This is a genomic window from Rhodoferax sp. ZS1R8 (assembly GCF_056521325.1).
This window is the reverse complement of record NZ_JBWMBA010000004.1, coordinates 18,026-32,893: the sequence shown is the minus strand read 5'-3', so window position 1 is coordinate 32,893 and position 14,868 is coordinate 18,026. Positions and strand designations below refer to the sequence as shown.

Annotated in this window: 13 protein-coding genes and 3 riboswitches; of the genes, 8 read left to right on the top strand and 5 right to left on the bottom strand. The window is 62.2% G+C overall.

From position 1 onward, the window contains the following. Positions 1–12: 12 nt before the first annotated feature. From AC097P_RS14365 to AC097P_RS14350, 4 genes are read right to left on the bottom strand one after another with little or no spacing between them, the layout of a single operon-like run. Positions 13–447 carry an ExbD/TolR family protein gene (locus AC097P_RS14365; RefSeq protein WP_479611115.1) on the bottom strand — a complete coding sequence of 145 codons (435 nt, stop codon included), beginning with the start codon at positions 445–447 and terminating at the stop codon, positions 13–15. A gap of 13 nt (positions 448–460) precedes the next feature. Beyond that, positions 461–907, bottom strand: coding sequence for an ExbD/TolR family protein (locus tag AC097P_RS14360; RefSeq protein WP_479611114.1), 447 nt, complete (start codon positions 905–907; stop codon positions 461–463). Between the two features lie 5 nt (positions 908–912). Then, a complete protein-coding gene (locus tag AC097P_RS14355) occupies positions 913–1,836 on the bottom strand; it encodes a MotA/TolQ/ExbB proton channel family protein (protein ID WP_479611113.1) in 924 nt (307 codons plus the stop codon). 26 nt (positions 1,837–1,862) lie between these two features. Then, positions 1,863–2,978: a hypothetical protein gene (locus AC097P_RS14350; RefSeq protein WP_479611112.1), complete on the bottom strand. Its 1,116-nt coding sequence runs from the start codon at positions 2,976–2,978 to the stop codon at positions 1,863–1,865. 113 nt (positions 2,979–3,091) lie between these two features. After that, positions 3,092–3,195, top strand: a riboswitch (glycine riboswitch). A gap of 20 nt (positions 3,196–3,215) precedes the next feature. Beyond that, positions 3,216–3,341: riboswitch (glycine riboswitch) on the top strand. Positions 3,342–3,413: 72 nt separating this feature from the next. Here AC097P_RS14350 and gcvT point away from each other — a divergent pair. The 8 genes from gcvT (at position 3,414) to AC097P_RS14310 (ending at position 13,281) form a co-directional block, all read left to right on the top strand. Continuing rightward, positions 3,414–4,586: a glycine cleavage system aminomethyltransferase GcvT gene (gene gcvT, locus AC097P_RS14345; RefSeq protein WP_479611111.1), complete on the top strand. Its 1,173-nt coding sequence runs from the start codon at positions 3,414–3,416 to the stop codon at positions 4,584–4,586. A 96-nt stretch (positions 4,587–4,682) separates the two neighbouring features. After that, complete coding sequence (gcvH, locus tag AC097P_RS14340) at positions 4,683–5,054, top strand: glycine cleavage system protein GcvH (RefSeq protein WP_479611110.1); 372 nt, start codon at positions 4,683–4,685, stop codon at positions 5,052–5,054. Between the two features lie 140 nt (positions 5,055–5,194). Continuing rightward, positions 5,195–8,077: an aminomethyl-transferring glycine dehydrogenase gene (gene gcvP, locus AC097P_RS14335; protein WP_479611109.1), complete on the top strand. Its 2,883-nt coding sequence runs from the start codon at positions 5,195–5,197 to the stop codon at positions 8,075–8,077. Between the two features lie 57 nt (positions 8,078–8,134). Continuing rightward, positions 8,135–8,236, top strand: a riboswitch (glycine riboswitch). 178 nt (positions 8,237–8,414) lie between these two features. Further along, positions 8,415–9,725, top strand: a complete 1,311-nt coding sequence (locus tag AC097P_RS14330) for a D-amino acid dehydrogenase (protein WP_479611108.1) — start codon at positions 8,415–8,417, stop codon at positions 9,723–9,725. Between the two features lies 1 nt (position 9,726). Continuing rightward, positions 9,727–11,115, top strand: coding sequence for an L-serine ammonia-lyase (locus AC097P_RS14325; protein WP_479611107.1), 1,389 nt, complete (start codon positions 9,727–9,729; stop codon positions 11,113–11,115). 127 nt (positions 11,116–11,242) lie between these two features. Then, a complete protein-coding gene (locus AC097P_RS14320; protein ID WP_479611106.1) occupies positions 11,243–12,634 on the top strand; it encodes a sigma-54-dependent transcriptional regulator in 1,392 nt (463 codons plus the stop codon). A 132-nt stretch (positions 12,635–12,766) separates the two neighbouring features. Next, positions 12,767–12,898, top strand: a complete 132-nt coding sequence (locus AC097P_RS14315) for a hypothetical protein (RefSeq protein ID WP_479611105.1) — start codon at positions 12,767–12,769, stop codon at positions 12,896–12,898. Positions 12,899–12,915: 17 nt separating this feature from the next. Further along, positions 12,916–13,281, top strand: a complete 366-nt coding sequence (locus tag AC097P_RS14310) for a DUF4142 domain-containing protein (RefSeq protein WP_479611104.1) — start codon at positions 12,916–12,918, stop codon at positions 13,279–13,281. On the opposite strand, the gene rpoN is transcribed toward AC097P_RS14310, so the two are convergent. Then, entirely contained in the window at positions 13,278–14,696 is a 1,419-nt protein-coding gene (rpoN, locus tag AC097P_RS14305) for an RNA polymerase factor sigma-54 (RefSeq protein WP_479611103.1), read from the bottom strand. The two genes, AC097P_RS14310 and rpoN, sit on opposite strands and share 4 nt — an antisense overlap. Positions 14,697–14,868 lie beyond the last annotated feature (172 nt).

Here is a 14,868-nt window from a genome sequence, read left to right as displayed (position 1 = left end):
GCGTGGGGGCTCCTATTTAGCGTAAGCGTCCAGCCCCACAACACCGATTTTCAGCAAGCCCTGGCGCTGAGCGGCGGTCAGCACAGCGGCCACGGTGTCGTACTTGGTTCGCGGGTCGGCATGCACGTGGACCTCGGGCTGCACCGGCTGTTGGGCCGCCTGCATAAAGCGCGCGTCCAGCGCCGTGCGGTCGGTGACCGGCTCCCCATTCCACAGCACCTGGTTGCTGCTGGACACCTCCAGGCGCACCACCACCGGCTCGGGCGCGTCCGGCGGCGGCAGGCCAGCGGGCAAATCCATATTCACCGAATGCAACTGGATGGGGATGGTGATGATCAGCATCACCAGCAAAACCAGCAGCACGTCGATCAGCGGCGTGGTGTTCATGCTGGGCTCGGCGTGGTCTTCGTCCTCACCCGCTTCGTCACTGTGGAAATCAATGGCCATGGCTATGCAGCGCTCACGGTGAAGAAGGCGGTTCGGTCAAAAAACCGATTCGCGCAATGCCCGCCGTCTGGCAGGCCAGCACGACCTTGGCTACAGCTGCAAAATCGGACCGCGCATCGGCCCGGATGTGGACCTCGGGCTGCGGGGTTTGCGCGGCAATCTTGGCCAGGCGCTGGCGCAGCAGATCGGGTGTGGCCAATTTGACGTCGAACCAGTAACTGGTGCCGGCAGCGTCCACCGACACGATGACGGTTTCGGGAAACAGCTGGCGCAGCTGGTTGCTCTCGCGCGGCAGCTTGACGGCCACGGCGGCATTGACGACCGGGATCGTGATCAAGAAGATGATCAGCAAGACCAGCATCACGTCCACCAGGGGCGTGGTGTTGATCTCGAACAGCATTTCGTCGTCGCTGTCCGGGCCGTTCAGACCGTCGCCAGCCGTTTCGAAACTGATAGCCATGGTGTTCAGGCCGCCGATTTGCCGCCGCCGCGCCGGCTTTTCTCAATCTCTATCAGGAACAGCGTGTGCAGGTCCGAGCCAAAGCCCTTGACGCTGTGCAGCGCGATGCGGTTGCGCCGCACCAGCCAGTTGTAGCCCAGCACGGCCGGCACGGCCACCGCCAGGCCCAGCGCCGTCATGATCAATGCCTCACCCACTGGGCCGGCCACCTTGTCGATGGACGCCTGACCGGTAGAACCAATCGTGATCAGCGCGTTGTAAATGCCCCAGACCGTGCCGAACAGGCCAACAAATGGCGCAGTAGAGCCCACCGTAGCCAGTATGGAAAGGCCAGACTGCATGCGCATCTGCAAGGTGCCCACATTGCGCACAATGTCCTGGCTCAACCAGGCACCCACCTCGACCTGGCCGGCCAGCGCCTCGTACTTGCGCAGCGCGTCCATCGCCGAATCCACCAAAAAGCGGAACGGGCTTTCCTTGCCCAACGCGGTGGCACCTTTTTGCAGGGAGTCTGCATTGGAAAAAGCTGTGCGTGCGGACAGCGCCTGAGCCGCCTGGCGGCGCTGCTCTAGCCATTTGGAGACGATCACATACCAGCTGAGCAGGGACATGAACGCCAGGATGACCAGCGTCGTGCGGGCAACAATGTCGCCCTGCCCCCAGGCCACGCGCAGACCGTAGGGATTGGCCCCGCTGTTGGCACCAGCATTTACCAAAGCTGGTGACATGGCCAGCGCCGCGTTATCGGATGCGGCTGGCACATTGCCCACCGGTGCCGGTGCGGTGGCCGCAGGAGCCGCCGCGGGCGCTTGCGTCAGCGCCGGCGTTGCTACCAGGCAGACGACGGCCAGCGCGATGCTGCCGACTACTGCCCGGACGGGCCGCGCAGAACGTGTAGCGAAAACGTCGGAGGAGGATTTTGGATTCATTGCCAGTTTTCCTGTGAAATGTGTGTTCATTTGCATTTGCCCGTTGCGGCTTTGTAAGCAATCAGGGGGGCGGCAAACAAGCCCCCCGCCTGGTTGGCGGCGAGGCAGTCCGGCTTTTCGGCACCGTCCATCGCATCCACAAACTTGTCGCGCCGCCCGCCAGGGTTCAGTTGCTCGTTGGCCAGCTCGGCGAAACTCTTCTGGCGCGGCTTCATCTTCATGTAGTCCGGGTAAATGACGCCCGAGCCGCTAGGCCCGCCCGCAGTGTTGGGGGCACCCCCAGCCGGCGCTCCACCTGCCGGTGCAGCCGCGGCCGGGCCCGACGGTGCAGCCGGCTTTTCGACCGGAGTGATGGCAAGAGCCCGTGCCGGAGCGGCGGTGGGCGCTGGCGCTGGCGCCGGGGCTGGAGCAGGAACCGGAGCCGGTGTTGGCGCAGGACTCGGCGTGGGGGCCGGGGCCGGAGTAGGCACCGGGGCGGGTGTCGGCGCGGGGGCGGGCGCTGGGGCCGGGGCTGGTGTGGGCGCTGGAACCGGTGCAGGGATGGGTGCCGGAGCAGGCGTCGGCGTCGGCGTCGGCGTCGGCGTCGGCGTCGGCGTCGGTACCGGCACCGGGGCAGGTGCTGGCGCCTGCACCGGTGGGGGCGGTGCAGGCGCCGGTACAGGCGTGGGTGTAGGGGCTGGAGCCGGCTCCACGACGGGTACTGGCACCGGCACAGGAACCGGTGTGGGCTCTGGCGCCGGGGTCGGCGGGGGGGGCACCACCGTGGGCGGCGGTACAGGTATGGGTTCCAGCGCAATCTGCACCGGCTTGGTCACAGGGACCACATCCGCCATCTTCTGGGGCGGCTTTTCGGCCGGACGCTTCGTCACCTTGTCGATCTGTATCGCATTCGTCGTGGGCGCCGGCACTTTTACGTCACGCACCTCGCGCGGCGCCTTCACGGCCGGGGTGGGCGGGCGCTCCTTCAACTGGGTGATGGGGTTCAGCAACTGGTAGACCACGGTGCGTGTAGCTTGCAGCGTGGGCGCGGCCGCTTGGAACATCATCCACAGCAGGGCAATATGGATAGCCCCCACCATCACCAGCACGGGCAGGGACACGCGTTCCTGCTGCAGCACGGCTTTTGACAGTGGATCAATCATCGGCAGAGGTTTTCCTCAGAACGGGCGCTGGGCCTGTGGGCTTGTCATGGGCCGAGTTTAATCCGCGGAAACCAGGTGGTAACCAATGATTCAAATTGATTGGTGGTTTAGAATCCTGCCGGTCAGGAGAGAGTTTTCTGCACAGAAAACCGCCGAAGGCGCAGGACCGCTGATTGCAGCGGTCTGAACGCTCAGGCAAAAGGACTGACAAACGCCTTGCCCTAGCGATAGGGCAAGACGATCCCCACTGGAGAGAGGCGGCACCACGATGCCGCCCACCGAAGGAGCAAACCGCAGTTTGCGCACAGTTTTTGTGCGGCAGGCCCGGCGAATCTCTCAGGTAAAGCGGACAGCGGGGGCAAACCAGGCCATGGCATTGACTGAACCGTTATTGCCGTGGATAGTCCATTGCCCCCTGCCGTCTGGAGACTGCCCTTGTCCGCTCCCACAGAATCCCCGACAACGCCGCTGTTGACCACGCCGCTCAACGCCTTGCACATCGAACTGGGTGCCCGCATGGTGCCTTTTGCCGGCTACTCGATGCCGGTGCAATACCCCGCAGGCCTGATGGCCGAACACCACCACACCCGCAAAGCTGCCGGCCTGTTTGACGTGTCGCATATGGGCCAGCTGCGCCTGGTGGGCGCTGACGCTGCAGCGGCGTTTGAGACACTGATCCCGGTGGATGTCATCGACCTGCCGGTAGGCAAACAGCGCTACGGCCTGCTGCTCAATGACGAAGGCGGCATCATTGATGACCTGATGTTCTTCAACAAGGGCAATGGTGAAATTTTCGTGATTGTGAATGGCGCCTGCAAAGTCGGCGACATCGCCCATATACAGTTCCGCATTGGCCACCGTTGTGAAGTCATCACGATGCCCGACCATGCGTTGCTGGCACTGCAAGGCCCGCAGGCTGTCGCGGCGCTGTCCCGGCTGGCACCTGGCGTCGAAAAGCTGGTGTTCATGACCGGTGGCAATTTCACCGTCGACACGGGCACACAAAAGATCGACGTTTTCCTGACCCGCAGCGGTTACACCGGTGAAGACGGTTTTGAAATCTCGGTGCACAAGGATCAGGCAGAAGCCCTGGCCCGCGCCCTGCTGGCCCAACCCGAGGTCAAGCCGATTGGCTTGGGTGCCCGCAACTCGCTGCGACTGGAAGCGGGTTTGTGCCTGTACGGCAACGACATCGACGAAACCACCCACCCCGTAGAAGCCAACCTCAACTGGGCCATACAAAAGGTGCGCCGCAGCGGTGGTGCGCGCGAAGGTGGCTTCCCCGGTGCTACAAAAATACTAGCGGCTCTCGCGCAACCGGCGGGGGCTGGCGGTCAAAATGGCTCAAAGAAACGTGTAGGACTGATTGCCCAGGAGCGTATACCGGTACGCGACCACACGGAGTTGCAAGACGGCAATGGCAATCGCATCGGTGAAGTTACCAGTGGTCTGCTGGGCCCCACCATCGACAAGCCCGTGGCCATGGGCTACGTTGATGCAGCGTTCAGCGCGCTGGGCACCCAAGTCGTTGCCGTCGTGCGTGGCAAGCCGGTGCCGATGGTTGTGAGTGCCATGCCGTTCGTGCCCACCAACTACTACCGGGGCTGAGAGCCGGCGTCCAGGCGGCTACAGTCTGCGTTGGCAGCTTGGAATTTTTGGTTCTTTTTACTTTTATCCCACTCAAACTTTTCTCAGGAGTCTTCCATGTCCATCAAGTACACCCCCGACCACGAATGGCTGAACGTTGAAGGCGGCGTCGCCACCGTCGGCATCACGCACCATGCGCAAGACGCGCTGGGCGACGTGGTGTTTGTGGACCTGCCCGAAGTCGGCAAGTCCTTTGCCGCCAAGGACATTGCAGGCGTCGTTGAGTCCGTCAAGGCCGCGGCTGACGTGTATATGCCGGTGACCGGTGAGATTACCGAAGTAAATGAAGCCCTGCGTACTGACCCGGCGTTGGCCAATACCGACCCTATGGGTGCCGGCTGGTTCTTCAAGGTCAAGCTGTCTGCGCCTGCTGAACTTGACGCCCTGATGGACGAGACCAGCTACACCAGTTTCGCCGCAGCGGCATAGCCCCCACGCTGCGCCGCTACGCGGGTCGCTGCCCCACTACCGAAGGGGTCGCTGCGCACCAGGGGTTAATTTCCCTTGGAGCGGCCCGGCGGGGAATTGCCCTCTCACCCCATAACCAACAAGCCTGTAAGCCCAAGCCCATGTCCTCGACCCCCACCCTCAAAGACCTCGAAAACGCAAGCGAATTCGTCGCACGCCACATTGGTATCGATGCCGCCGACGAAGCGCTGATGCTCAAGACCATTGGCGAGAGCTCGCGCCGTGAGCTGATCGACAGCATCGTGCCGCGCTCCATTGCGCGCAGCACGGCGATGGCCATCCCTGCAGCCATTACCGAAGCCGCCGCGCTGGCCGAGATCAAGGTTCTGGCGGACAAGAACAAGGTGTTCAAGAGCTTTATCGGCCAGGGTTACTACCCCAACCACACGCCGGGCGTCATCCTGCGCAACATCCTCGAAAACCCCGCCTGGTACACCGCCTACACGCCCTACCAAGCCGAGATTTCGCAGGGCCGCATGGAAGCGCTGGTCAACTTCCAGACCATGGTCTGCGACCTGACCGGCATGCCGATTGCCAACGCGTCCATGCTGGACGAGGCTACCGCGGCGGCCGAGGCCATGACGCTGGCCAAACGCTCGGTGAAGAGCAAGAGCAATGTGTTTGTCGTGGCTGGCGACTGCCACCCCCAGACCATTGAAGTCATCCAAACCCGCGCCGCTCCGCTGGGTATCTCCGTGAAGTTAGCCAACTCCGCGCCCGAGTGGGAAGCCGCTCTGGCCGGCGACTACTTCGCCGTGTTGGCCCAATACCCCGCCACCAGCGGCCGCATTGACGACTTGCGTGCCGACGTGGCGCTGGTACACGGCAAACAGGCCGCCTTCATCGTCGCCGCCGACCTGCTGGCGCTGACGCTGCTGACACCCCCCGGCGAGTGGAATTCTGACATTGTGGTCGGCACCACCCAGCGCTTTGGCATGCCGCTGTGCAACGGCGGCCCACACGCCGCCTACATGGCCTGCCGTGACGAATACAAACGCTCCCTGCCCGGTCGCCTGGTCGGCGTCAGCATCGACGTACACGGCAACCCCACCTACCGGTTGGCGCTGCAAACGCGCGAACAGCACATCCGCCGCGAAAAGGCTACCTCCAACATCTGCACCGCGCAGGTGCTGCCGGCCGTGGTGGCCAGCATGTACGCCGTGTACCACGGGCCCGAAGGCCTGACCCGCATTGCACAGCGCGTAGCCAGGTTCACCGCCATATTGGCCAAGGGCCTTGAGCAGTTGGGTGCACCGGCCCGCGCGCAAGCGACCTTTGACACAGTCACGTTGAAGACCGACGGCGCTACCGATTCAATAGCGGCACGTGCAGTATCCGCGGGGGCTAACCTGCGAACTTACTTTGAGCACTACCTGTGCATCTCGCTGGACGAGACCACCACGCGCGAAGACATTGCGTTGATCTGGTCCCTCTTCGCTAAGCCTGGCCAGGCGCTGCCCACGGTGGAAGCGTTGGAGGCATCGGCCGAGTCTTTGATCCCCGCCGCGCTGCGCCGCACCAGCACATTCATGACCCACCCGGTCTTCAACACCCACCATAGTGAGACCGGCATGCTGCGCTACATCCGCATGCTGAGCGACAAGGACTTGGCGCTGGACCGCAGTATGATCCCACTGGGCAGCTGCACGATGAAGCTCAACGCTACCAGCGAGATGATCCCCATCACCTGGCCGGAGTTTGCGAACATCCACCCCTTCTGCCCCGCTGACCAGCGCCAGGGCTACACCGAGCTGGACGCCCAGCTGCGCGGCTGGCTGTGCGCTGCCACTGGTTATGCCGGTATCAGCCTGCAGCCCAATGCCGGTAGCCAAGGCGAATATGCCGGCCTGCTGGTCATCAAGGCCTTCCACGAGAGCAAGGGCCAGGGCCACCGCAACATCTGCCTGATCCCCAGCAGCGCCCACGGCACCAACCCGGCCAGCGCGCAGATGGTGGGCATGACGGTGGTTGTCACCAAGTGCGATGACATGGGCAACGTGGACCTGGCCGACCTGCGCGCCAAGTGTGAACAGCACAGCGCCAACCTGGCCTGCGTGATGATCACCTACCCCAGCACACACGGCGTGTTCGAAACATCGGTCAAAGAGCTGTGCGCACTGGTGCACCAGCACGGTGGTCGTGTTTATGTGGACGGCGCCAACATGAACGCGCTGGTCGGCGTGGCCGCACCGGGCGAATTCGGTGGCGATGTCAGCCACCTGAACCTGCACAAGACCTTCTGCATCCCCCACGGCGGCGGCGGCCCAGGTGTAGGCCCTGTCTGCGTCGTTGAAGACCTTGTACCTTTCCTTCCCGGCCATGCGACTGGCGGCATGCCTGGCACCGGCGCTGTCAGCGCAGCGCCTCTGGGCAATGCGGCCGTGCTGCCAATCAGCTGGATGTACTGCCGCATGATGGGAGCCGCAGGCCTGCAGCATGCAACTGAGGCGGCTATTCTGGCGGCCAACTACATCAGCACCCGCCTCAAAGACCACTACCCCACGCTGTACGCATCCGCTAACGGCCATGTGGCCCACGAGTGCATTTTGGACCTGCGCAATCTGAAGGACACCAGCGGCGTGATGGCCGAGGACGTGGCCAAGCGCCTGATGGACTATGGTTTCCACGCGCCCACCCTCTCCTTCCCCGTGCCTAACACGCTGATGGTGGAGCCCACCGAAAGTGAAACCTTGGCCGAGATCGACCGCTTCATCCACGCCATGATCGCCATCCGTGGCGAGATCACCCGGATCGAGAAGGGTGAATGGCCCCAGGACAACAACCCGCTGAAACACGCCCCGCACACCGCGGCCAGCTTGCTGGGCAGCGAGTGGGACCGCCCCTACAGCCGCGAGGTGGGTGCATTCCCCTTGGCAACGCTCAAGGCAGTGAAGTACTGGCCGCCCGTAGGCCGGGTGGATAACGTCTACGGCGACCGCAACCTGTTCTGCAGTTGCGTTCCCATCACCGAGTACGCGAGCTAAATAGTAGTTAAAGGACGGCGCCGCATTGCATGCAGCCGTCCTTGCCAGACTCGATCTGGCACCGCAGCGGGAGAGCCCGAGGCTTTTATCAAACGAAGCCGAAGCGCCGAAGGAGCAACCACCCCGGAAACTCTCAGGCAAAAGGACCGCTGCGGTCATCAGCACTCTGAAGAGCTGTCGGGAATTTGTCACCCGGCACACCGCAGGAGCAAGCGTGCAGCCCACAAGGCGGCACGTGAATCTCTCAGGTCGCAAACAGAGGGGGTCGTCGGCTACACACGGTGTGCGGCCGGCGACTACTTTGTTTCCGACAGCTTCTGAAAGAAGAGTGCTCACCATGCAAAACCATCTGCAAAAACACATCGCCATCATTGGCGGCGGCATCACTGGCGTCACCAGTGCCTACACGCTGGCAAAGGCGGGCTACCGCGTCACTTTGATCGAGAAAAACCGCTATGCCGGTATGGAAACGTCATACGCCAACGGCGGCCAACTGTCAGCATCGAATGCCGAGGTCTGGACCCACCCCAGCACCATCGTCAAGGGCCTGAAGTGGATGTTCACCAAGGACGCGCCGCTCTTGATGAACCCTACGCCGACTTGGCACAAGATCAGCTGGATGGCCGAGTTTGTGGCCGCAATCCCGAAGTACCGCGACAACACCATTGCCACCACACGCCTGGCCATTGCGGCGCGCCAGCACCTGTTCAGTTGGGCCGAGGCCGAAGGCATTGATTTCAACCACGAGCGCAAAGGCATCCTGCACATCTACCGCAACAAGGCGGGCTTTGAGCACGCCGGTGAAGTGTCCAAGCTGCTGGCCGCAGGCGGCCTGGAGCGCCGCGCGGTCACACCGGATGAGATGCGCGCCATCGAGCCCACGCTGCAGGGCAACTACTACGGCGGTTACTTTACCGAAAGCGATTCCACCGGCGACATCCACAAGTACACCCACGGCCTGGCGCAGGCCTGCGCGCGGTTGGGTGTACGCACGCTGTACGGAACATCGGTGCAGCGCACTTCAAGCAACGGCAAGACCGCCTTGGTTCACATGCACAGTGCCCACGGGGACGAGACCCTGGTGTGCGATGCCGTCGTGGTCTGCGCGGGTGTGCAGGGCCGTGCACTGGCCGCACAACTGGGCGACCGCCTCAACATCTACCCGGTCAAAGGCTACTCCATCACCGTGGATTTGGAAGACGCGGCCAGCCAACAGGCCGCGCCCACGGTCAGCCTGCTGGACGATGAAACCAAGCTGGTGACCAGTCGACTGGGGCAAGACCGCTTCCGCGTGGCCGGAACGGCGGAATTCAACGGCATCAACCGCGACATCCGCGCCGAACGCATCCGCCCGCTGGTGGACTGGGTCAACCAATGCTTCCCGGGCGTCAACACACGCCGCGTCGAACCCTGGGCCGGTCTGCGGCCGATGATGCCAAACATGCTGCCGCGCGTGGGCCCAGGCCGCCAGGCCAATGTGTTCTACAACACCGGCCACGGCCACTTGGGCTGGACCTTGTCGGCCATTACCGCGCACCAATTGGTGGGGCATGTGCAGGCGCACTTTGCACAGGCCTTCAAATCCTACACACTACTGGAACTGGGGAAAACAATGAACACCGAAACACCCCTACGTCAGGAGGCATGACATGGCAGTATCCGTATTTGACCTGTTCAAGATCGGCATGGGGCCTAGCAGCTCCCACACCGTGGGGCCCATGCGCGCGGCGCGGCAGTTTGTGGCGCGGCTGCAGCATGCCGATCTATTGACGCAGACGGTCACCGTGCGCTGTTGGCTGCATGGGTCGCTGGGCGCGACCGGAAAAGGCCACGCCAGCGATGTGGCAGTGCTGCTGGGTCTGTGCGGACATGAACCCGATACCGTGGATGTGGACCAGATCCCGGCACTGCTCACGGAAATTCGCGGCAACAGGCGCCTGAGCCTGGGTGGCGTGCACAGCATCGCTTTCAACGAGAAGGAAGACCTGCTCTTCATGCGTGCACCGTTGCCCTTCCACGCCAACGGCATGCGGTTTGTGGCGCTAGACGCAGCGGGCAACGAGCTGGTCAATCGTGTCTACTACTCGGTGGGCGGTGGCTTTATCGTCAGTGATGAAGTGGCCGCCGATGGCAGCCGGCAAAAGGTCATTGCACCCGATGCCACCGTACTGCCCCTGCCCTTCACCAGCGGCGATGCGCTGCTGGTGCTGGCGCAGCAACACTCCTTGAGCATTGCGCAAATCATGCGCCGCAACGAGCAGCACTGGCGCAGCGATACCGACATCGACGCTGGCCTGCTGCGCATCTGGCAGGTCATGCAGGACTGCGTTAAACGCGGCTGCCGCACGGACGGCGTGCTACCCGGCGGTTTCAAGGTCAAACGTCGTGCCGCACCCTTGTTCCGCGCACTCAGCGAGAACCCTGAAGCCGCACTGCGCGATCCGCTACAGGTGCTGGACTGGGTCAACCTCTACGCACTGGCCGTCAACGAAGAAAACGCCGCCGGCGGCCGCGTAGTGACGGCTCCAACCAATGGCGCGGCCGGCATCATCCCCGCCGTGCTGCACTACTACACACGCTTTGTGCCCGGTGCCAACGACGCCGGCGTCATCGACTTCTTGCTGACGGCAGCTGCCATCGGCATCCTGTACAAGGAAAACGCTTCCATTTCCGGGGCCGAGGTCGGCTGCCAGGGCGAGGTCGGCGTAGCCTGCTCCATGGCAGCCGCCGCGCTGTGCGCGGTGATGGGTGGCACGCCTGAGCAGGTGGAAAACGCCGCCGAGATCGGCATGGAACACCACCTGGGCCTGACCTGCGACCCGGTAGGAGGCCTCGTGCAAATCCCCTGCATAGAGCGCAACGCCATCGCCTCGGTCAAGGCCATCAACGCCGCCCGCATGGCGCTGCGCGGCGATGGGTCGCACTTTGTAAGCCTGGACAAGGTCATCAAGACCATGCGCGAAACCGGCGCAGACATGAAGACCAAATACAAGGAAACAGCGCGCGGCGGGCTGGCGGTCAACATCGTGGAATGCTGATCACCCGCTCGCACCAGTCAATTTTGTAGGAGCACGCCTACCTGAAAATGCGTTGAAGTCTGACGGGCTGTAACGGTCGCACCTCTGATAATGAATCTCCATAACAAGATTGCAAGGAGGGGTGACCGTGACCCATGCCCTGATCATTGACGACCAACAGAATTCGGCCGAGGAAATGGCGAATTTGATCGCCGCGGAGGGCTTTTCGGTTGCGACGGCCAGCTCTCAGCGCGCAGCGCGGCGGCATATGGCACTGCAGCCACCGGACATCGTATTCATGGATCCGGTCTTGCCCGACGGAAATGGGCTGGATCTGCTGGACGAGATCCGGGCGACATCCCGCTCCCGCATCGTTCTGACGGGTTCCGGCGAATCCATAGCGGAGTCCAAGCAGGTCTCGCACGCCGATGTTGCCAACTATGTCAGCAAGCCCATCAACGCGAAACTTTTCCGCGGTGTGCTCACAGGCTTGAAGAAGCCCACTCCTCCATCAGAGGCGCTGCAACTGCGCGAAACTTTAGCCAAGGAGGGCCACTTTGGCCCGCTGTGGGGCCGCTCGGAGCTGATGCTGCACATCCATGAGCAAATATTGCGTGTAGCCGGTACATCGGTCACGGTGTTTGTGACCGGTCAAAGCGGTAGTGGTAAAGAAGTCGTGACCCGCATGGTGCACGACCTGAGTCGCAAGCGCTCTGGGCCGTTTGTGGCTGTTAACTGCGGCGCGATATCGCCCCAGCTGATTGAGAGCGAGATGTTTGGCCACGAGAAGGGCAGTTTTACGGGTGCTGACCGCCAACACCAAGGCTTTTTTGAGCGCGCGGACGGCGGTACGCTGTTCCTGGACGAGATCACCGAGATGCCTTTGAACCTGCAGGTCAAGCTGCTGCGCGTATTGGAGACCGGTACCTTCAGCCGCGTGGGCTCGACACAAGTGCTGAAGACGGATGTGCGCATCGCAGCTGCGTCCAACAGAGACCCGATGCAGGCCGTGGCCGAGGGCCATCTGCGTGAGGACTTGCTGTACCGTCTCAACGTTTTCCCCATCCACATGCCGGCGCTCTCGGAGCGGCCCGAAGACATACCACTGATTGCGAAACATTTCCTGGATGACATTGGCAAACGCGAGTCGCAGACCAAGCATTTCTCCCCCGCCGCGTTGGCGCAACTGGCTCGCTACCGCTGGCCCGGCAACGTGCGGGAACTGCGCAACATCGTTCACCGTGCGTATGTGATGGCCGGTGATGGCGCCACCATCACTGACCCGTGTCTTCCGGTCACGGACTTGCCTCCGCTGGAAAATGCTGGAGCGCCAACGATGACCTTCGAAGTGGGTACGCCACTGGCGCAGATCGAACGCGTTGCAACGCTCACCACGTTGGAACACCTGGGCTGCCACAAGGAACGCACGGCAGTCGCGCTGGGTGTCAGCCTGAAGACGCTTTACAACCGGCTCAAAGAGTATTCCAACGTCTCCCCAGGCCTCTCGGCAGCCGGGCACAGGGACGAATGCTCGGTTTAAGCACCGGTAAGGTTTACAGCAAAGCTTCCCTATTTCATTGCAGGCACACGCATTGCCGTGCATTTAGACGAAGGCTACGGCCTTTGCCTATCATGCTTTGAAAGGAACACTATGCTTCGAAAGAAATTACCCGTGAAAAATTTGCGTTTGTTGGTCGCCATTGGCTTGGCTGTACCCTGTATGGCTATGGCTCAAACGCCGTCTGTCCCTGCAGCCGATCTGGCCTTCGTGCGGGATGTCGCCCAGTCAGGCAATGCGGAGTAGAGGCTTCCCAAATCGCGATGTCTAAAGGCTCTGACCCAGCTGTGAAGGATTTCGCCCGGCAAATGGTGGCTGACCACACCCAGGCCAACACCAAGCTGGAGCAACTGGCGCGGGCCAAGGGGATCACTCTGCCTACAGAGCCTGGCGCAGCTGACAAGAAAAACCTGTTGGCACTGGCCGATGAAAGCGGTGCCAAGTTTGACCAGCACTATATGGACGAATACGGCGTCAAGGCGCACCGCGCCACCGTGGAGAAATTCCGCAAGCAGGCGCAGAGTGGTCAGGACTCGGACGTCAAGGCATTTGCACAAGAGACGCTGCCCACCTTGGAGAAGCACCTGCAGCATGCGACCAGCATGCCCAAACCCAGCGCATCCCGCTAGGGCGTTGTATGGTGTGACGTGAGCGGTTCAGCATGGGCGTGTGCCAGGCGCCTTTGCTCTACCGCCGGTATGTTCAACAGTTGACGGTATTTGGTCACGGTCCGGCGCGCGATCGTCAAGCCTTGTCGTGCGAGCCGCTTGGCAATCTCGACATCCGACAGAGGACGCGAGGGGTCTTCCTCCGCCACCAGCTCTTGTACCAGGGCGCGGATTTGTGTGGATGAGTACACCTTGTTGTCTGCCATCGGCATGGAGCGTGAGAAGAACTGTCTGAGCTCGATCAATCGTCCCGACACTGCCATGTATTTGTTCTGGCTGACGCGGCATACCGTCGATTCGTGAACCCCGATCTGGTCTGCGATGTCACGCAAGGCCATGGGTTTCATTGCCAGGGGGCCGTGTTCCAAAAACTGCTGTTGGCGCTGCGCAATGGCTTGGGCCATTGCCAGAATGGTTGAGAAACGCTGGTGGACGTTGCGCACCGCCCACCGGGCCTCCTGCAGTTCTGCACCGAGTTCAGCATGCTTCTTGTTCTCGCGGTGTTGCTGGAACATATCTGCGTACATCTGGTTGAGCTTCAGCGGCGGCACAACGGCCGGATTCAACTGCACTGTCCACACCCCGTTGACCTTGGTGGCTATTACGTCGGGCTTCAAAAACTGCACGTCGGCTCTGCCGAAACGCCACCCTGGTCGGGGGTCCAGGCGGCGCAGCGCATCGCAGGCGGCCTCCACCTCGGCAGCGGGCAGCTCTAACTGGCGCGCCAGCCCGCGCACATCGTGCCGCGCAACGAAGTCCAAGTGGTCTTCGGCAATATGGCGCACCAGTTGCGCTAGTGCGCTGTCCAGATCTTGCATCTGCAACAGCAGGCACTCCGCCACCGTACGGGCCCCAACACCCAGCGGCTCAAAGGACTGCACCAGCTTCAAGGCCATGCTCATCTCGCTGGCATCCGCTGGCGGATTCAGGTCTGCCAACGTGGCCAGCTCGTCCAGGCCCACGCGGAGGTATCCATCGTCGTCCAGCGACTCGATGACGGTGCAAACCAGCACGTGGTCACGCTCCGACAGCGGCAGCACGTTGGCCTGGCTACGCAAGTAAGGTCGCAACTCAACATCGGCAACCATGGTCTCCAGCGCGGCCGGGTGCGCGTCACTGTTGCCCGGCTGTGCGGCCGGGGTTTGCACATCGGAAACCGTTGGCGCGGGAACCGGTGCAACGACGGTGACATCGGTCGCTGGCGTGCTCGGTGTACGCCGATCCTCTATGACCAGGAAGGGATTTTTCGCGGCCATTGCATGCAACTCCTGCTCGTAATCCTGCGACGACAACTGCAGCAGACGCACCGCTTGCTGCAAGCGCGGACTCATGGTCTGGTTCTGTTGTGTCTGGAGATTCAGGGAGGCTTGGGTCATCGTTACCAATTCAGTGTTGTGTCTATCAGCAACTCGACCGCACAGATCGTGCCAAGAGCCGTGTGCGTGTTCCAACTGCAGGGCAGGCACGCCCATTGCCACGCTAAGAGTGCGACCTGATAAATCCATCAAGTTGCTCAGGCGGCTCTGAGAGCCATCAACCAATTTCATA